Annotated in this window: 16 protein-coding genes and 1 pseudogene; 11 read left to right on the forward strand and 6 right to left on the reverse strand. The window is 69.4% G+C overall.

Annotation, left to right across the window (positions count from 1 at the left end):
* Window positions 1-3: 3 nt before the first annotated feature.
* Genes ACZ4S3_RS35415 through ACZ4S3_RS35435 form a run of 5 tightly spaced genes read left to right on the forward strand, consistent with a single transcriptional unit; the run spans window position 4 to window position 4,898 of the window.
* Window positions 4-738, forward strand: coding sequence for a WXG100-like domain-containing protein (locus ACZ4S3_RS35415; RefSeq protein WP_467942034.1), 735 nt, complete (start codon window positions 4-6; stop codon window positions 736-738).
* Window positions 735-1,607, forward strand: coding sequence for a nucleic acid/nucleotide deaminase domain-containing protein (locus ACZ4S3_RS35420; RefSeq protein ID WP_467942036.1), 873 nt, complete (start codon window positions 735-737; stop codon window positions 1,605-1,607). Before ACZ4S3_RS35415 ends, ACZ4S3_RS35420 begins: the two co-directional genes overlap by 4 nt.
* Before the next feature lie 37 nt (window positions 1,608-1,644).
* On the forward strand, window positions 1,645-2,238 hold the full coding sequence (locus ACZ4S3_RS35425; RefSeq protein WP_467942038.1) for an SUKH-4 family immunity protein: 594 nt from the start codon (window positions 1,645-1,647) through the stop codon (window positions 2,236-2,238).
* Window positions 2,239-2,286: 48 nt separating this feature from the next.
* Window positions 2,287-3,138 (forward strand): nucleic acid/nucleotide deaminase domain-containing protein, encoded by an 852-nt coding sequence (locus tag ACZ4S3_RS35430; RefSeq protein ID WP_467942040.1) that lies wholly within the window; start codon window positions 2,287-2,289, stop codon window positions 3,136-3,138.
* Entirely contained in the window at window positions 3,135-4,898 is a 1,764-nt protein-coding gene (locus ACZ4S3_RS35435; RefSeq protein ID WP_467942042.1) for a WD40 repeat domain-containing protein, read from the forward strand. The genes ACZ4S3_RS35430 and ACZ4S3_RS35435 overlap by 4 nt, the downstream gene beginning before the upstream one ends.
* A gap of 301 nt (window positions 4,899-5,199) precedes the next feature.
* On the opposite strand, the gene ACZ4S3_RS35440 is transcribed toward ACZ4S3_RS35435, so the two are convergent.
* From ACZ4S3_RS35440 to ACZ4S3_RS35455, 4 genes and pseudogenes are all read right to left on the reverse strand, one after another.
* On the reverse strand, window positions 5,200-5,436 hold the full coding sequence (locus ACZ4S3_RS35440) for a hypothetical protein (protein WP_467942044.1): 237 nt from the start codon (window positions 5,434-5,436) through the stop codon (window positions 5,200-5,202).
* 390 nt (window positions 5,437-5,826) lie between these two features.
* Window positions 5,827-6,744 carry an endo-beta-N-acetylglucosaminidase H gene (locus ACZ4S3_RS35445; RefSeq protein ID WP_467942112.1) on the reverse strand — a complete coding sequence of 306 codons (918 nt, stop codon included), beginning with the start codon at window positions 6,742-6,744 and terminating at the stop codon, window positions 5,827-5,829.
* Window positions 6,745-7,479: 735 nt separating this feature from the next.
* A complete protein-coding gene (locus tag ACZ4S3_RS35450) occupies window positions 7,480-8,172 on the reverse strand; it encodes a Tn3 family transposase (protein ID WP_467942046.1) in 693 nt (230 codons plus the stop codon).
* Between the two features lie 124 nt (window positions 8,173-8,296).
* Window positions 8,297-8,584, reverse strand: a pseudogene (locus ACZ4S3_RS35455) (DNA glycosylase AlkZ-like family protein); the annotation flags it as partial.
* Between the two features lie 167 nt (window positions 8,585-8,751).
* On the opposite strand from ACZ4S3_RS35455, the gene ACZ4S3_RS35460 reads away from it, so the two are divergent.
* From ACZ4S3_RS35460 to ACZ4S3_RS35485, 6 genes are all read left to right on the forward strand, one after another.
* Window positions 8,752-9,381, forward strand: a complete 630-nt coding sequence (locus ACZ4S3_RS35460) for a hypothetical protein (protein WP_467942047.1) — start codon at window positions 8,752-8,754, stop codon at window positions 9,379-9,381.
* Window positions 9,382-9,813: 432 nt separating this feature from the next.
* Window positions 9,814-10,482: a response regulator gene (locus ACZ4S3_RS35465; protein WP_467942049.1), complete on the forward strand. Its 669-nt coding sequence runs from the start codon at window positions 9,814-9,816 to the stop codon at window positions 10,480-10,482.
* A 141-nt stretch (window positions 10,483-10,623) separates the two neighbouring features.
* Entirely contained in the window at window positions 10,624-11,826 is a 1,203-nt protein-coding gene (locus ACZ4S3_RS35470) for a sensor histidine kinase (protein WP_467942051.1), read from the forward strand.
* 88 nt (window positions 11,827-11,914) lie between these two features.
* Window positions 11,915-12,313 carry a hypothetical protein gene (locus ACZ4S3_RS35475; protein ID WP_467942053.1) on the forward strand — a complete coding sequence of 133 codons (399 nt, stop codon included), beginning with the start codon at window positions 11,915-11,917 and terminating at the stop codon, window positions 12,311-12,313.
* Between the two features lie 3 nt (window positions 12,314-12,316).
* Window positions 12,317-13,237: an ABC transporter ATP-binding protein gene (locus tag ACZ4S3_RS35480; protein WP_467942056.1), complete on the forward strand. Its 921-nt coding sequence runs from the start codon at window positions 12,317-12,319 to the stop codon at window positions 13,235-13,237.
* A 4-nt stretch (window positions 13,238-13,241) separates the two neighbouring features.
* Window positions 13,242-14,879 carry a hypothetical protein gene (locus tag ACZ4S3_RS35485; RefSeq protein ID WP_467942058.1) on the forward strand — a complete coding sequence of 546 codons (1,638 nt, stop codon included), beginning with the start codon at window positions 13,242-13,244 and terminating at the stop codon, window positions 14,877-14,879.
* A gap of 381 nt (window positions 14,880-15,260) precedes the next feature.
* On the opposite strand, the gene ACZ4S3_RS35490 is transcribed toward ACZ4S3_RS35485, so the two are convergent.
* Together ACZ4S3_RS35490 and ACZ4S3_RS35495 are read right to left on the reverse strand one after the other, a co-directional pair.
* Complete coding sequence (locus tag ACZ4S3_RS35490; RefSeq protein WP_467942060.1) at window positions 15,261-17,582, reverse strand: MMPL family transporter; 2,322 nt, start codon at window positions 17,580-17,582, stop codon at window positions 15,261-15,263.
* Window positions 17,567-18,010, reverse strand: a complete 444-nt coding sequence (locus ACZ4S3_RS35495; RefSeq protein WP_467942062.1) for a hypothetical protein — start codon at window positions 18,008-18,010, stop codon at window positions 17,567-17,569. The genes ACZ4S3_RS35490 and ACZ4S3_RS35495 overlap by 16 nt, the downstream gene beginning before the upstream one ends.
* Window positions 18,011-18,193: the final 183 nt, after the last annotated feature.

Consider the following 18,193-nt stretch of genomic DNA (forward strand, 5'->3'; position numbering starts at 1 on the left):
ACATTGGCGATCGAACTGCCTGGCCAGGTGGTGTCGTTCCTTCAGTTCATCGGGGTGAACTGGCCGGACATCAATGAGGACAAGGTCCGCGAGTTCGCGTCCCATGTACGGGATTTCGCGCAGAAGGTGGATGACACCCACAAGGACTCCACTGCCACGATCAAGCAGCTGGAAGACGTGTACCAGGGCGCGTCGTACGAGGCGCTGCTGGCCAAGTGGGGCCAGATGTCCGACGGTCACATGACGGAGCTGGTCAACGCCTGTCACACGGTGGCCGACGCACTGGATATCGCGGCCACCACGATCGTGGCGATGAAGCTGGAGGCGATCGCCGAACTCACCGTTCTGGCCATCACGTTCATCGCCGACCAGGCCGCCGCAGTCGCTACCCTCGGGCTCGCGGAGGCGGCCGAGGCGCTCGTCATCGAGGCAGCCGAAAAGCTCATGGACTACCTGGTGCAGCAGCTGGAGCAGCACATCATCGGCCAGGTCATCGAGGCGGCCATCAACCCCCTGGTGGAGACGGTCGGCAAGGCGGTGAGCGGCCTCGTCTTCCAGGCCGCCGAATCCGCCCTCGGCGTCTCCGCCGGCGGCGGAGGGGGGCGTGCGGGGGAGAGTTTCTCCATCCACCCCGAGGCCGTACACGCTCGCGTGGAACATTTGCACAGCCATGCGCGGACGGTGGCATCGCACGCTGCCGAATTCAGCACGAAGGCCGCGGGGGTCAGCTTCACATGACCAATCCGATCGTCAAGGCGCTGGATGGCGGCGCGAGCAAACTCGTCAAAACCCTGGGCGAGGACGCCGGAAAGGCCGTCAAGAACCTCTACCACGACACCGGAAACCGGCTGAAGCGGGTCGCTGACAATCATCTGGAGAACGACGCCAAGCACGCGGCCGAGCTGGAGAGAATTGCCAAGCGCCCAAGGACCGAAGGGACGCCGGTATACCACCTTGACGACGCCGGAAACATCAGTCGGCTGGAACACAATCCCCACGCCAAGACCCCGGAGGAAAAATACAAGAAGCAGCCGCTGACAGCAGAGGACAATGAGCGGCTGGGGCTCCAGAGTTCGTCGGTCGGGGGTCCAAAGCGAGGCGAGCGGCTCGCTCGCCTCAAGAACGACCAGGAGGGGAAGGTCGACCCGCGGCCCACGGCGTCCTCCACACAGGTACCGCTGGGGAGTTCGGACCTCGCCCAGGCCACCCAGCTCGCCCGCCACGCGGACAAGAGCTACGGCACCAAAAAACCCGGTGCGTTCACGAGCAACAACTACGCCGCAAGCCGGGTTACCGGTGCAAATGGCAAAGGAGACTTCATCCTCGTCGGCCGAAGCCACCGGAGCGACGGAGTGAATGTCGGCGCCCATTCGGAACGGATGATTGGAACCCCGTTCCTGAGACAGGGCGAAGGGGGCCGAATACGCGAGCTCTATACGGAACGGGCGCCCTGTGGCCCGGCGGCGAATTGCTCGGCATGGATGGGCGAGAGACTCCCCCATGTACAGGTCACACACAGCGTCGAATACGGGAATACCCCGGCGTCGAGAGCCGTCGGCAATACGGCGATGGAGAACTATCTCGACGGACTGAGAGCCGGTAGATAGACTTCTCACCAGACCTACCCAGCGACAGGAACGGCGCATGACCACCAGTCCTCTTGACCTCAGCCGCCAAGCGCTTGAGACCGTGTTCACCACGGCCGAGCTCATCACCGTCCCGGAGGGCCGGCTGGACGCCGTAGCGGACCCGGACGCCAGAGAAGTACTGCGCACCCTGGGGCTCCCCGTGGGGAAGAACCCGTGGTTCGGCTTGGACAACAAGCTGGGGGAACGGTTCCGGCGGATCGAAGAGGACTACGACTGGGAACTCGCGGACCGCTATTCCGAGGTCCCGCTGGGCGCCGACACATGGATTTCGCTGGGCGAGATCCCTTATGACGGCATCGTGCTCGACCCGGAAACAGGCAAGGTCCAGTGCCTGCCGCAGGACGGGGAAATCTACCTCTTCAACAGCAAGCTCCGGCATTTCGTCCACTTCCTGTACATCCTCCAGGCCGAGCGCCCCCATTTCGACTTCGAATGGGAGGGCGACGACGAGCTCTTCGATCCCGAGGGCGCTCGTTCCCGCACCGAGGCCGCGATGAGGTCCATCGACCCCGCCGCACTGGAAAATCCGGAATCCCGCTGGTTCGATGTCCTTACATCCATCGTGGATCCCGAATCCGAATACTACTGATGAGCCGTCCGGCAGATACGAGAACGCCGCCCAAGGAGCGCCGCCCCGGTGACTGAAGACGCATCCCTGCGGACCTTCGGGCCGACTGGTCCCGAAGATCCCGTCGGCACGCCGGCGTACCGCCTTGCCGGAATCTCCGTACCGTGGCGGGTCGGCCCCTATTTCGCCACCCTTCAGCAGGACCCGGTACCGCTGGGCGAATACGCCGCCGCGACCGGGCGCCTCGTCGCCCGCGCGGAATACGCGGCCTGGGCGCGGCTGGGCAGCGACCACGGCTTCGAACTGTGCGCCGACGCCGAGGGCACGGTACGGGCGGTGCTGCTGGACTTCGAGGAAGCCGACCGGTTCGTCAATTCCTCCCCCGAAGCCTTCGCCGCCGGCCTGCTGGAGCTACGCGAGGCGTTGCGCGTCATCCTGAGCACCGACCGGCCACAGACCGCCGCTTCGGCCTTCGACGGGTTGGCGGAGCGTCTGAAGGCGAACGATCCGGAGGCGTTCGCGGGGCGGGAGAACTGGTGGCCCTTGGTGCTGGACGACATCCGTGACACTGCGAGCGTCGAGAACTACGCGGCCTTCGAGTACGTCGACGCCGCCGGCGGCAAGCAGATCGTCACCCGGTCCGGCGCCATCGCCCTCCATCCCGAGGAGCGGCTGTGGGACAGCCTGAACGCGGCCGGAGTCGAGCCGGAACAAGTCCTGCGCGTCCACACCGATCTGGAGCCCTGCTTCATGCCCGGCCATTACTGCTCGATGTGGCTGGCACAGGTCTTTCCGCACGCGGAGATGACGCACAGTTTCCCCTACGGCGAGTCCGCCGACTCACGGGCCGCAGGCATCCAGGGCCTGCGCGAGAACGCCGACGGACAGGGCGATCCGAACGAATCGGCGGCCGGACGATGAGCACCGCCCCCGCACCGGCCAGTCCCGATATCGCTACCTGGCCGCCGCTGGAAGGAGTCGCGGCGGCCCACGGACCGGCGCTGCTGAACTGGGCGGCCGACACCTCCCCGGAGCGCCCCAGGGTCTGCCTGGTCCGGGGCACGAAGGGCAGTGGCAAGAGCCAGTTGCTGGCCTGGTTCCTCATGGGCTCGGCCGGCCACCCCCGCACCGTCGTCCACGCGGCCGTCCTCGCGGAGGGGCTGTTCACGGACGCCTTCGCCTGGGAGCTGGGCCGGCAACTCGGCTACGGCCCGCTCTCGCCGGCCCGGCTGCTGGACCGTCTCATGGTCGACCAGCGGCCCCTGCTGCTGCTCGTACCGGACCTCCACCGCTCCGGACGCGGCCCCACCGACCGGCCACCGGCCCATCCGGCAACCCTGGTCGAGGACCTCCTCGTCCCCCTGCTGGAGCTTCCCGGGACCCGTGCCCTCGTCGAGGTCGGGAACAGCGACCTCCTCGACGGCTGGGCGAAAGCCGCATCCGTCGAGACCCTCCACGTCGGCGACACACCATCCGGGCCCCTCGCAGAGCCGCCGAAGGTCGACCTCACCACACAGCTCCCCCGCACCCCCGACGGCCGCCCGCTCTGGGACCAGGCTCCGCAGGCCGTCCGCGAACACGCCCTCGACCAGGCGCTGCTCGCCCCCGACGCCGAGCACGCCGTCCGTGCCCTGCTCACCGACCCCGGGTTCCTGCTCCACGGCTCGTCGGTGTCCATCGCGGCCTGCCTGGCCGATGAGCGCATACCGGCCCCGCCGGGACTGCGGCACACCTGGCGGCTGGCAGCTCCCCACCTGTCGGACACCGAGCACAGCCCCGCCGAGCGCGCCGCCATTCTCCACACCGCCGCGCTGGGCCCGAGCCCCGGCCTCGCCCGCTATCTGCTGCCCCTCGCCGAAGCCCACGTGTTCACGGCCGTCTGGGCCCGGCCGGACTCGGCCATGACCGCGCTGGCACAAGTACCGTCCGAACAGGGGGAGTTGTGTGCCGCCGACCCGCTCGGCGACGTCACCCTGCTCGACGCGGCCACCGGCCGGAGCGCCGCACCCGCCCCCTCTCCCCCGCCGAGCTCGGCCCGCCCGCAGGGCATCGCCGTGCACCAGGACGGGTCCCTGCTCCTGCTCACCGACACCGGCACCCTGCACCCCACCGGGGACGATCCCACCGGCGTCCTCGACCACATCGCCACCCACCACGGACAGGCCGCTCTCAAGAACCCGGACGTCACGCCCTCAGCCATCGGCCATTGCCTGCGCAGCGGTATCACGGTCATCGGCGACGAGCAGGGAAGCGTCCACGTCTGGGATCCGGCGGCCCACTATGCCGGCCCGCGCACCCGTTCCCTGCACGCGGCCCCCGTCACCGCCGTGGCCTGCCTGGCCTTCCCCGACGACGGGCACACCCTGGTGATGAGCGCGGCCATGGACGGCACGGTCCGACTCTGGGAGACCTCCGCCGATCCCATGCCGGTCCCGGTCGAACAGCGCCCGGCTCTCGTCACCGCTATGACCGCCGCCCCCACCCCCCACGGCCCCGTCCTCGCAGTCGCCTGGAACGACGGGACGCTCCATCTGTGGCACATCCTCACCAGCCGCATGCGCCCGATCCCTCTTCTCGTTCCGTGCCGTGCGCTCGCCCTCTCCCCCGGCTCCCGCCTCACGGTCGCCGGGCCCGACGGCGCCTACGCTCTCAGCCTCGACACTGCCCGCCTCTGGGACTGACCGGCCCCAAAAGACGACATCTGATGGTCAGCCGAGGTTGGTGAAGGGGAGCAGGCCACGCTCGGCGAAGACCTCCTTGGCCGCGGGGTGGCGTTGATCGACCGTGACATGCCGCCCTCGACGGCTGAGCGCAGCCGTGCCTCGGCGATCTCGGTGGCGGTCAGGCCGATGCTCGCCAGCCGATCACCTGGTCCTTTTCAAAACCCCGGTGCCGCAGATCAGGCCGGCAGGCTTTGGGCAAGCCTTCGCTCCTGCGCTCCCGCCGCACGCATCGTTACGCTCGCCAGATACTGACGGCATGTCATTCGGGCCGGTTCCCGTCGCACACTCCCACTCGCTGGGTCAGCAGGTAGCGGGACAGGGCCGCCCCGAAGGACCCGGCCCTCTCCACTCCGCCCCTCCGAGCCACGCCCAACCCCCGGGCAGAGTAGAGCAGTTCGCGGTATCCGGCCGCGGTGGCCGAGAACTCCTGGGTGCTGATCCTTGCCCCCAGCAAGGAGAGCAAGGCGGCGCCATGCGCGTCCCGGTGCGTGTCCACTCCAAGAACCACCTCCCCCATGGGCCTGCGACGGCGGGCACGCGGAGCGGGGGACGTACGGGCCATGCTCGTTCACCTCCCGACCGATGGCACATCGCGTTGCCGGCACCGACACCGACACCGCACCATCCCCGGCCGGCGGTCGGCGCAGTGTGAGCAAGACACCCAGGTCAGCGCGCTCTCAGCTCTCATGAATCAGGCCCCCGGCCCGGGACAGCACTCACCCATGGCCCCAGCACAGCAGCCGCGTCGCGGGGCGCACGAAAGTGAATGGTCAACCCGCACCGCGCCCCCCGACATCGTTGTCGAAAGCGCGGTCTGCACGGATCGCGGCTCTACGGGATGCGGCAAGCCCCGAGGGAACACCGCGCACTGGGGCGTGCGGTCGCCTTACGGCGTGTAGACGGCGGCACTGCCGTACAGCTCCCTGGTGAACGCGGAGACATCGGCGCTGCGGTCGGCGCCGTCGAGGTTGTACGTCAGATAGACGCCGTACCCCTCGCTGACGGTGCGGCGGGCGAGGTCGGCGACCGTGCTCTGCGAGGTCCCGCCGATCTCGACGGCCGCCGGCGACAGCTTCGACTTGGGCAGTGCGATGCCGGGGACCTGCCAGGTCCCGTAGTACGGGTTCCAGGCGTAGTCGAACGTGGACGAGACGTCGACGCCGCCGTAGGAGAGACGCGACGCGGCCGGGCCGATGTTGTAGAGGCTGATGATCTTGTCCGGCATGTTCGCGCGCAGCGCCGTCACCAGGTACACGAACGAGCTGTCGTTGGGCTGGCCGGTGCCGTTGTTGCCGTACTCGGCGTACTCGTCGTCGAAGTCGATGCCGTCGAGGCCGTACTTGGCCACGGTGTCCGACAGCTCTTTCGCGAACGCCGAAGCCGCTTGCTGTGACGGGAAGTTGGCGAAGCCCGCGCCCTGATGGTTGCCGAGCACCGAGAGGACGACCTTGATGCCCTTCTGCTGCAAAGGCCGTATCTCCGTGGCGGCGTTGTCGAGGACGCGCTGCACGTTCTCGTTGAAGGATAGACGCGCCGCCTTCGTGCCCGTGTCGTAGTTGATGTTCGCCGCGAAGATCACGGCGACGTCGAAGACGTTGCCGCCGCCGTTGGCGAGGGTGTACTTGCCGACGTTCAGCATGCTGTTGTTGTTCACCTCGACGTACGCCACCGAGGTCGGCCCCTGTTTCGCGGGTGCGGGGGCCGCTGCGGCGCCGGTCGTGACGGTCGCGCCGAAGGCAAGGGCGGCGACGGCCGAGAGCGCGAGCGCGGCCGTCCGCACTCTGCTCCGTACCAGAGTGAACATCATTGATCGGTCTCCCATCGCATAGGTCGGCGCCCGACCTGTTCGAAAGCGCCGAGTGAGCCCTCCGAGTTTTCCGCTCCCGTGACCGAATCCCGAGAGTCACGCCCGAACTCTTCACAGCCCCCACGCACGTCGCGCGACAACCAAGCTTCTGAGCAAGGGAGTTGGTGCGTCCAGCTCACGGTCGACATGCACCTCCGCCCTGGCCGACCACCGACGATGGCGACGCGAGGAACGCACACGCGCCAGTGAACAACGCGCCACCATGTAGCCGAGTACCTTCCGCGAGGGAAGGCACCACCCAAGCCTCCCTGAACGCCACCGTACGTCGTGGATTGCCGTGCCTTCCGGTCCGTTTGGGTGCCGGTGCGGGACTGCCGGACACAGCAAGGAGCCACGACGTCACCGGTGCAACCTGTCGCATGCAGAGGCTAAGTGGTCCACCCGAGGGCGAGCACTCCGTTGGGGCCGCTGCTTGCGCCGCCGGCCCGGCCAGTCGGTTGCGAACCGGCGCCCTTGCCGCCCGCGCCGCCGTCCGTGCCGTTCCCCAAGGGGCGTTGGTGCCGTTGGTACCCATGACGCCAACGCGAGGGCTGGTGCTGCAGCTCCTTGCGGAGGAGACCTTGGACGACGACGTCCTCGACGACTGGCTGAAGTGGGCCATGGAGGTCACCGCAGAGCTGCCGCCCAAGTAATCCGGCCCGCCCGACTGTCTGCGGCGCCAAGGACCCTTACTCATCGGTCCTCGGCGCCGTTCTTGTCGTGCCGGGTGAGGGCGCGGGCGGCGCGCAGCGGGCGCTGGCCCAACTGCTCCAGGTAGGGAGCGAGTTCGGGGGTGGAGTACTCGCCGAAGCAGCGGATGTGCTCGGTCAAGTACGGCGAGATGTGGGCCAGGTCCTCGGGATCGATGACGTGGCCCTCCTCCTGGAGTCGCCGGACGATCTCGGCGATGTCCACGGCGTCGTGGAAGATAGCCGTGTTCGTGAGCAGAGCGTTGAACTTCACGGTCTTCTCCTGCTCGACGGAGTCGTTGTCGGCGATGACGCCCCTGTTGCCGAAACCGATCCACTGGGAGCAGCCGTTGAACGCCTCGACCTTGTTCGTGGCGGCGGCCACCCGTCGGCGCAGCGGAGCGTCGGAGAGGTAGCGCTGCCGCTGGACGGTGCGGATGACGCGACCGGCCTCACGAAAGACGGTGTATGTGGCGTTCTTGCGCGAGCCCGCGCGCAGCCACCGCAGCAGCAGGGTGGAGGAGATGGCGACCTCGCGTACCGAAATCGGCACCCTCGTCAGGTGCCGGAACTGGGATTCGGCCAGGTCGAAGTCGATGACGTTGCGGCCCGGCCCCCTGAACAGGGAGTCGATGTGCACGTACTCGGGCTGCTTCGTGGGCCGGTAGAAGGTGCTGGGGCGCACTGCCGCAGCCACAGAGAAGGGCATCGCCGAGCGCAACATCGAGGGCCTGACCCACTGCGCCGTCGCCGAGGAAGCCGGCGTCGCGTATGGCTGTGCGGGCTGCGCGGCCGGGGTCGGTGTGGAGGTGGTGGTTGATGTGTCCGTCGGGGTGCTGGGCCCAGGCGCCGATGATGCGGCCGTCCCACCAGATGGTGGGGCCGATGATGCCGTTGCGGTCGAAGAGGGCCTTGGTGTGTTCGGGGTCGAGGTACCAGTCGCGGTGGCGCCGACCCATCGGGGTGGGGTCGAGGCCGGGCAGCAGTGCTGCACTGGATTCGCTGGTGGCAGCGGGTTCGAGGTCCTCGGGCAGGAGGTAGCCGGTGCCTTCGTCGAGTTCGATGGCCTGGGCTCCGGTGGCGGCGAGGGCCTTGCGGGTGTCGGTCAGGTTCCAGCCGGTCCATCACTTCAGGTCGTCAACCGCTGCTGTAGTCGATCCGGGTGCAGCGGCCGATGTCGGCTTCGCGGTGAGGGACTGTCAGCGGGGCGCCCTACGCTCCTGCTGTGAATTTCTTCCATAACCCCAACAGCCATCCCGACCGCAATCCTGACAACATGTCAGAGCGTGTCTATCTCCGGCTGATAGCCGATGACATGCTGCCGCCGGAGATCGTCGACGCCTACGAGTACGTGCGGCCCGTGGCGGAGGGTCTCGTCGAGGCCCTCTCCCTCGACCTGGGCGACGCCGTCAGCATGCTCAGGGACTGTGACGTGGCGCAGTACGGCGGGCTGGAAAAGCTGCGGGCCGCCGGACGGGCCAACCTCCTGAAGGATCCGTTCGAGTACGACACGGCCGAGCTCGATGACGGCACGGTCCTCCACCTCGTCGCCGGCGACTCCCATTACGTGGGGAGCCAGGTGCTGGTGCTCGACGAGGTTATGCGGACCACGCACGGACACCCGCCGCCGCCCGAAGGCGTGCTGGTCGCTGTCCCCGGCCGGCACCACTTCGCCTTCCACCCGATCATGGACCACCATGCGGGCACGGCCGTCAAAGCCCTGGCGTCCTTCGGCCTCGAATCGTACGGAAACGACGCCGACGAAGGGAACGGCCCCATCTCCCCGTACCTGTACTGGTGGCGTGACGGAACCCTGACCTCGCTGACCGCCTTCGACAACAGAGACGGCACGCTCACCATCGAGGTGCCGGGGGAGCTGGAGCCGATCATGGGCCCGTCGGCCTAGCGGCGCGGCCGCCGGGGGTCGGCGCGCCTTCCCCCGGCCTCTTCGGCGTACAGCTCGAACCACAGCGACCCGGACCAGTTTTCTCCCATCGACGGGGACACTGCCGCGCATCGCCGCGCCGGCCACCGCGGAATCTCCCGCGATATCCGCATGTCCTTCGTCGTCGTGGAGCTCGCTCCGCATGTTCCTGCCACGATGGGCCGCGGGTGCGCGGTTGGCGCGGGAGGAGGCCCTGCGCCGGCCACGGCGGCGGGCCGAGTGCGGGGACGAACGGCCTCGGCGCCTGGCGCGGGCGAGGGAAGAGGCTCAGGGCGGCCGGGCGGCCCGCACCACGCCTTTTCTCCGGGAACCGGCGATTATTTCGCACAGTTCACCGCCGGCCCCGGGGAACAAGCTCTCATCCGCCCCCGCCGTACGGCAGAATTCCCGCTCGTGACTATTCGCTTGCTGATCGCCGATGACCAGGAAATGGTCCGCCGCGGAATACGCCGCATCGTGGAGAGCCAGACCGACATGGAAGTGGTCGGCGAGGCGGCAAACGGTGTGGACGCCGTGGAGCTGGGGCGCACGCTCAAACCGGATGTGGCGCTGGTGGACATCCGGATGCCGCGGATGGACGGCCTGGAGGTGACCCGCCGACTGGCCGACCCCGCCACGGCCCACCCCGTCCGGGTCGTCGTCGTGACGACCTTCGACCTCGATGAGTACGTCTACCCCGCGTTGCGCTTCGGCGCCTCGGGGTTCCTCCTCAAGCGCTCCGGGCCGACGTTGCTGGTCGAGGCGGTCCGGGCGGCGATGGCCGGCGACAGCCTGATCAGCCCGTCGATCACCGTCCGGCTGCTCCGGCATGTCACCGGCCCCACGACCGGCCGCCGCCCCCGGCCCCGCGATTCGGGGCTGACCGAGCGGGAGGTGGAGGTCGCCGGGAAGGTCGCCGAGGGCAAGACCAATTCCGATATCGCCCGCGAGTTGTTCATCTCCGCGGGCACGGTGAAGACCCATATCGCCAGCATTCAGCGAAAGCTACAGGTACGTAATCGGGTCGGGATCGCGGTGCGGGCTTGGGAGCTGGGATATGCCACGGGGCAGACCCCGGGCTGAAATCCCGCGGCCGGCCCCGGCGGATCGCCACCCGGCGGAACCCCGATGCCGGACGGCGAAATCCACCGTCCGGCAGATGCCGGAATTCCCGCGTTGTGCTTCCAGCCCCGTGGCCCGGGGAATGTACGTAGCCTCACCCTCATGGATTACGACGTTCCTCCCCGGCAGAAGCGCCGCCGGCGGTGCGGGGTGGCCGCGGTCTTGATGCTCGCCCCCGCCGTCATAGCGCCACCGAGCGCCTGGCTGCCGGCGGTCATGGCCGCGTTGACACTGGCCGTAGCGATTCTCGCCTGGCCGACCGGCCGGATCTCCCTGGCCCAGGCGGCGGGTGGCGTCGCGGTACTCTCCCTCGCTGCGGACGTCGGCTACTTCGGGCAGCCCGGCCTGGTGATTCTCTGGTACCCGTTCGAGACGGTCGCGCTGCTCGTCCTCCTGGAGCGGGTGGTGCGCCATGTGCCCGGCCCCCGGGTGGGCCCGGTCGGCACGCTGACCGGCGCCGCCGCGATCCTGCTGCCTCTGCGCTTCACCCTGCACGCCCCCCACACCGGGCTCAAGGAGTCGGTGTTCGCGGCCTCGCTGGCGTTCATCCCGGCCGCCATCGCCACCGGCGTCGGCCTCTATCTGCGGTCGCTGGACAACCGCCGAACCCAGGCCGTGGCGCTGGCCCGACGCGAACAGCGCCTCGAAGTCGCCCGCGATCTGCATGACTTCGTCGCCCACGAGGTGACCGGCATCGTCCTGGAGGCCCAGGCGGCCCAACTCAGCGATGACTCCGGGCCCGAGGAGCCCCACGCCCTCTTGCAGCGGATCGAGAAGGCTGGGCTACGGGCGCTGGACTCCATGGACCAGACGGTGGCGACGCTGCGCGAGGCAGAGGGCCGCAAGTGGGGCGAGCCGCCGCCCACCCGGCTCCACGGCCTGGCCGATCTGCCCGAACTCGTCGACCGCTTCTCCGCCATGGCCGCCGCCGAGGTCGCGCTGTCCTTGGAGGACGAGGTGGCCGGCACCCTCTCGCGGGAGGCCGAGGACACCGCGTACCGCGTGGTACTGGAATCGCTGACCAATGTCCGCCGGCATGCGTCGCAGGCCGGCCGGGTGCAGGTCTTCGCCGGACGGACCGCCGACCGGGCCGTGGAGATCTCGGTCGCCGACAACACCGGCCCGGGGGCGCCCGCCGGCACCCTCCCCCAAGCTCTCGAGGAGCAGGGGGGACCCCCACGCGGCGGTACGGGCCTGGCGGGTCTCGCCGAACGAGTCAGCGCCCTGGGCGGCGCGCTGGAGGCCGGCCCGTACGAAGAGGGGTGGCGGGTCAGGTGCCTGCTGCCGGCGCCCGCCATCCGCTGATCGGATATCTGCCGATCGGCAGATGTGCCGGCCTCCCGGGCCCGGGATCCTCAGGGAAGTGCACCACCCCGTACTTCTGGAGGAACCGATGTTCTCAGGCACCATCGCGAAGCGGCCCGCCACACTCGTCGTCGCGGCGGCGACCGTCGCCGCCACTCTCGGCCTCACCGGCTGCTCCGTGGACGCCTCGAAGGCGAAGCCCGAGTCGAAGTCCTTCACGTACTCCGGCAATTCCCTGAAGCTGACCACGCACGAGGTCGCCACCAAGGTGGTCGCCGCCGACCGCAGGGACATCAAGGTCACCCGCTGGTTCGACTCGGCCGCGGGCACCGAGCACCTGAAGTGGACGCTCAAGGGCGACACCCTCGACATCGACGCCGGCTGCAGTGGCATCGCCATCTGTGACGCCAAGTTCAAGGTCGAGGTCCCCAAAGGCATCTCGGTGACCAAGGACGGCGAGAAGACCAACCTGACCGGGAAGAGCTGACCCGTGCTCGACCTCGTCAACATCACCAAGATCTACAAGGGCGGCAAACACGCCGTCGACGACCTGACGATGCGTCTGGAGCCCGGCATGCTCGGCCTGCTGGGCCCCAACGGCGCCGGCAAGTCGTCCCTCATGCGGATCGCCTCCACCGTCACCCGGCCCTCCAGCGGCAAGGTCCTCTTCCACGGCGAGGACGCGGTCGCCAGGCCCAATGCGCTGCGCCGGGCGCTGGGTTACCTCCCGCAGGACTTCGGCGTCTACCCGAACCTGACCTCCCGCGAATTCCTACGGTATCTGGCCGCCGCCAAGGGCGTCTCGGCGAAGACCGCCAACGCCCGGATCGATGAGCTCCTGGAGCTCGTCAATCTCACCGAAGCGGTCAAACGCCCCCTGGGCAAGTACTCCGGCGGCATGCTGCGCCGGGTCGGCATCGCCCAGGTGCTGCTCGCCGATCCGCAGGTGATCATCGTGGACGAGCCGACCGCAGGACTGGACCCCGAGGAGCGGGTCAGGTTCCGCAATCTGCTCAGCGATCTGGCGGCCGACAAGGTCGTGATGCTCTCCACCCACATCGTCTCCGACGTCGAATCGGTGGCCTCCGACATCGCGGTGCTGGCCGGCGGCCGGCTACAGCGCCGCGGCACCCCCGAGGACCTGCTGCGTTCGGTGGAGGGCCAGGTGTGGGAGGTGCTGGTCGACCCCGCCTCCGTACCGGCGGTGCAGGCCCGGTACATCGTCAGCCGTCTGGTCCGTACGACCGAGGGCGTCCGCATCCGGCTGCTGTCGCAGGATCTGCCGTACGAGGGCGCCCTCCCGCTGACCCCCGATCTGGAGGACGCCTACCTCGCCACCATCCGCGGGGCCGCCGGCGGCCGGGTGGGCGGGGGCCTCGGCGAACGGCCGCTCCAGGCACGGGCGGTGTGACGCGATGATGCGCATGCTCACCGGTCTCGCGGTGGCCGACTTCCGCGATCGGGTACGCCGGCCCGCGTATGCCGTCACCCTGGCCGCGGCCGTCGCCCTCGGATATGTGGCGGTGCCCGACGCGGACGCCACATGGATGATCATGCAGATCGGTGATCACCGTGGGGTCTACAACAGCGCCTATGTCGGCATGGTGACGGCCCTGGCCAGCGGACTGTGGATCACCCTCGGCGGCTTCTACATCGTCCGCAACTCCATCGAACGCGACCGCAGCACCCGCGTCGGCCAGCTGCTCGCCGCGACCCCGCTGCGCACCTCCGCGTACATGGTCGGCAAGTTCCTCAGCAATCTCATGCTGCTGTCGTCCATGCTCGCGGTGCTCGCGGTCACCGCCCTCGTCATGCAACTGGCCCGCGGCGAGTCGCACGACATCGACCTGATCACCCTCTGGCAGCCCTTCGTCCTCATCGCGCTGCCCCTCGTCGCACTGACCGCCGCCCTCGCCCTCCTCTTCGAATCGCTGCCGCTGCTGCGTACCGGCCTGGGCAACGTCCTGTGGTTCTGCATCTGGCTGGCCCTCTCGACGGCCGGCCAGGGTCCCGGTCTGCCCCTCGACGGCATCGGCGTCAACAGCGTCGTCAGGTCGATGTACGCCGATATGGTCGCCCAGGACATCGAGGTCAACGGCGAGTTCAGCCTCGGCCTGACCTACCTCGACAAGCCCCTCGGCCTGTTCACCTGGGACGGCTTCACGCCCACCGCCGGCTATGTCCTGGGCCGGGTGACGCTGCTGCTGATCGCCGTCGTCATCGCCGCGCTCCCCGCCGTGTGGTTCGGCCGGTTCGACCCCGCGCGGACCCGCCAGGCCACGGCGCGTACCCCCGAGCAGGGTCCGGTCGACGGCCTCGTCCAGCCGGTCTTCATCGACGAGGTCGGCCCGGGGGCGTCTCCTCTGTCCGCTCGGGGCCATGGGGGAGCCGCCTCCCGGCCCACCGTCGCCACGCTGCTGCGTACCCGGCCGGAGCCGGGCGCAGTGACCCTGCGGATCTGGGCGGGCGAGGTCCGCATCCTGCTGCAGGGCGTGCGCTGGTGGTGGTGGACGGGTGCCGCCTTCCTCATGCTCCTCGGGCTCTCCGCACCGACGATCCATGGCATCACCCGCGTCATGCTGCCGCTGGCCTGGATCTGGCCGGTGTTGATCTGGTCGCGACTGGGTACCCAGCGCCACGAGTACCACGTCGAAGGCGTGCTCGGCGCCTACCCCGCGGTGCGCCGCCGGGTCTTCGCCGAATGGGCCGCGGGCCTGACCGTCACCGCCGTGGCCGGCCTCGGCCCGCTCATCCGCCTGGCTGCTGCCGCCGACTGGCTCGGCCTGGCCGGCTGGGTCGGCGGCGCCCTGTTCATCCCGTCCTTGGCCCTCACCCTGGGCACCCTCAGCCGTACCCATCGCCTCTTCCAGGCCGTCTACCTGCCGCTCTGGTACAGCGTCGCCAACGGCCTGCCGATCTTCGACTTCATGGGCGCGCTGCGCGACAGCAGCGAACTGGCCGCCGCACAGCCGTCGGTGACCCTCGCGGTATCCGCCGCCCTGATGGCCGTCGTCTTCATGACCGGCGCGCTCCGCCGCTTCGGGCGCGACTGATTCACCGCCCCGGTCAGCAGCGCGGTGCCGACGGGCTCGGTGCCGACGGGCTCGGTGCCGACGGGCTCGGTGCCGGTAACCCCGCCAGAGGAACCCGCCACGCCCGCCACACCCGCCACACCCGCGCCGGGCCCGCTTTCTGTCCATCGGCACCTGCAGTGCCGGCTACGCCTCCACCTGGACGCTGCGCTCCACCGGCGGCAACACCTTCGAGCTGGTCAACCGCGCCAGCGGCTCCTGACTGACAGCGCCCCGGGCAACGACTACCAAGCCGGCCTCACCAACTGCAGTTCCGGCACCATCCACTGGCGCCTTGACACCACATCCGCGGCAGGCCAGACCCTGAAGAGCGCCGAGACCGACCACTGCCTGGAGATCGACTCACAGCCTTTCAGCGGCACCTTGGTGAGGGTGACCACCTGCAACAGCGACGGTCGGAAGCAGCTGTGGAGAGGCGGCGGGGCGGGCCGGCGCCGCGTCGAGGGCGAAGTCGTGATCGGTGTCGTCCGCCGGCGTGCGGCGCTGCTCGCCCTTGCCGGGCAGCCGGCTCAGCCAGCCGGGCAGTTCCCAGGCCCGCTTGCCGAGCACGGACAGCACGGCCGGCAGCAGCAGCCCTCGGACGATGGTGGCGTCGATGAGGATGGCGACGGCCATGCCCACGCCCATCATCTTGTTCTCGATGGCGGACAGGGTGACGAAGACGGTGAAGACCGCGGTCATGATGACAGCCGCGCTGGTGACGACACCGGCACTGGCCGCGATACCGCCGACGACCGCCTCCTTGGCGCCGGCGCCGGCGAGCCGGCGTTCCCTGATCCGGCTGAGGATGAAGATGTGGTAGTCCATGCTGAGGCCGAACAGCACCACGAACATGAACAGCGGCAGCCAGCCCGCCACTCCGCCGTACGGCGTGAAGCCGAGCAGTGAGCTCAGGTTCCCGTCCTGGAAGACCCAGGTGAGGACGCCGTAGGAGGCGCCCATCGAGAGCAGGTTGAGGGCGATCGAGACCAGCGGGATGGCCAGCGAGCGGAAGACCACGAGCAGCAGGGCGAAGGCCAGGACCAGGACGAAGCCGATGACCAGGAACGTCCGGCCGCTGAGCTGCTCGGCGAAGTCATGGGCGAAGGCGGTGCGGCCGCCGGTGGCGTACTCGATCCCGTCGACCGTGCCGAGGGTGTCCGGCAGCGCGCGGTCGCGCAGCCTCTGCAGCGCGTCGTTGGAGACCGGGTCGGTGCCCGTGCCCGCCAGGGGGATGCGCACCACCAGGACGTCGTCGACCTGCACCGTCGAGACGGGTCCGGCGAGTTGGCCGCCGCCGGCGGCGATCTCGTCGTGCAGCTTGTCGATGGCCGCGTGCACCTCGGGAGTGTCCGCGGGCTTGCCGTCGACTCCCCAGATCGCCACCCGGGCCGGGGTCGGCGCGCCGGGGAACGCCTCCTGCATGCGGATCGCGGCGTCCACCGTCGGGGCGCTGCGCGGCAGGCTGTTGACCACCGCCGCGTCCTGCAGGTGCATGCCGAACATCGGCAGCGCCATCGTGACGAGCGCCACCACGGCGGCGCCGCCCCACAGCAGCGGCCGCCTGACCACCCCGCGTGCCGCCTTCCGCCAGGCGCCGGACTCCAGGACGGTGGTGCGGCGCTTGCCGAGCCACGGGATGCGCCCCTTGTCGACCCGGTGGCCCAGGGCGGCGAGCAGGGCCGGCAGTACCGTGACGGAGCCGATCATCGCCAGACCGACGACCAGGACCGTGCCGAGCGCCAGCCCGCGGAAGACGTCGAGTCCGCTGAGCAGGAGCCCGCTGACGCAGAGCATCACGGTCAGGCCGGAGACCGCGACCACATGGCCCGAGGTCTTGGCGGTGGTCCGCAGGGAGTCCGCCACGCTCCGCCCGGCCGCCCGCTCCTCGCGCTCCCGTCGCAGGTAGAACAGTGAGTAGTCGACGCTGACAGCCACACCGATCAGCAGGATCATCGAGGACACGGCGCTGTTGACCGCGACCCACTGCCCCAGCACGCCGATGAACCCGAAGGTGGCCGCGACGGTGGTGGCCGCCAGCAGCAGCGGAATGGACGCCGCGACCAGGGCGCCGAAGACCACGAGCAGGATCAGTAGCGTGATCGGGAGTGAGGTGGTCTCGGCACTGCCGAAGTCCTCCTTGATCGCCTCGTCCACGGCGGTGGACAGACTCTGGTCACCGGCCTGGACGACGCGTACCTGCGGATGCTTGGCCGCGGTCGCCTTCACCGCCTCGGTCGCCGCCTCGAAATGCGCATCCATCTTGTCGTTGGGACCGGCCACGAAGAAAGTGACCAGGCCCGAGCGGCCGTCCGCGGAGAGCTGCTTCTCCTTGCCCGGAGACAGTGGGGTGCGCAGACCGGTCACCGCGCCCGGGGTCTTCTTGAATTCCGCAACCAAGTCCTGGGTCGCCCGGCGGAGTTCGGGATGGTCGACGAACGTGCCGCCATCCGATCCCTTCGGCTGGATCAGTACGTTCTCCAGCACCGGCTCATAGTCCTTCTGGCTGTTCAGGACCTTCTTCACCGCGCCCGATTCCCCGGGGTCGTCGGTGTCCGCGCTGGGCCCGGACACCAACAAGGTGGAGAGGACGGCGACCACGACGAGGGCGAGCCAGCCGCCGATCGCCAGGGCGCGGTGCCGGATCGACCAGCTCGCGATCCGCTCGATCAGCGTGCCCCGCACTCCGGGCGCCTTGACGACACGGGAGGCTTCCCCGTCGGAGTGACGGCGGGATCCTCCGCGCCCGCCACGGCAACGACCGGACAGACCGGCGGGGCCCCGGCCGCATGGCGGTACTTCTCGGTGAGCCGCAGATCGCCGCAGACGCAGAGCACCGGGTAGGCGATCCGCCAGAGCTCCTCGTGCTCCATGGCCCGCGCACCGGACCCGCCGAGGTGCCCCAGGTACTCCCGCATCTCGTCCGGGGCGAACGTCAGCCCCCTGGGTTCACGCTCGGCGGGCGCCTTGCACGCGGAGACGAACAGGGCGGTCAGCGGGGACGGGTAGCGCTCGACCGACCAGCTGCCGCGAGGGCCGGGCTCGGCGTGCGACCTCCTGGCAGCGGACGACCGGCACCGTGCGAACCGCCGGAGCCCGGCCAGGACCGGCACGCCCCCAGCCTGGTTCGCCCGGCTGTACCAGGGCTATACGGCATACGCGGACGCCGGCCCGATGAGGCGGCAGCGGTCGAGGGGCGTGCAGTTCAGCGCCGGCGACCGGGGAAATACACGAGGTCCATACTTTCGCGCCGCGATCTTTTATGCCTATACAACCTTGGGGCACCGCGCCCCGCA

The organism is Streptomyces sp. NPDC028368 (assembly GCF_055565615.1).

Excerpts from the sequence above, each read along its gene's own strand:
- ACZ4S3_RS35445 (WP_467942112.1), bottom strand. The coding sequence starts at position 6,744 with ATGTTCACTCTGGTACGGAGCAGAGTGCGGACGGCCGCGCTCGCGCTC.
- ACZ4S3_RS35485 (WP_467942058.1), top strand. The coding sequence starts at position 13,242 with ATGATGCGCATGCTCACCGGTCTCGCGGTGGCCGACTTCCGCGATCGG.
- ACZ4S3_RS35460 (WP_467942047.1), top strand. The coding sequence starts at position 8,752 with ATGTCAGAGCGTGTCTATCTCCGGCTGATAGCCGATGACATGCTGCCG.
- ACZ4S3_RS35420 (WP_467942036.1), top strand. The coding sequence starts at position 735 with ATGACCAATCCGATCGTCAAGGCGCTGGATGGCGGCGCGAGCAAACTC.
- ACZ4S3_RS35425 (WP_467942038.1), top strand. The coding sequence starts at position 1,645 with ATGACCACCAGTCCTCTTGACCTCAGCCGCCAAGCGCTTGAGACCGTG.
- ACZ4S3_RS35475 (WP_467942053.1), top strand. The coding sequence starts at position 11,915 with ATGTTCTCAGGCACCATCGCGAAGCGGCCCGCCACACTCGTCGTCGCG.
- ACZ4S3_RS35435 (WP_467942042.1), top strand. The coding sequence starts at position 3,135 with ATGAGCACCGCCCCCGCACCGGCCAGTCCCGATATCGCTACCTGGCCG.
- ACZ4S3_RS35470 (WP_467942051.1), top strand. The coding sequence starts at position 10,624 with ATGGATTACGACGTTCCTCCCCGGCAGAAGCGCCGCCGGCGGTGCGGG.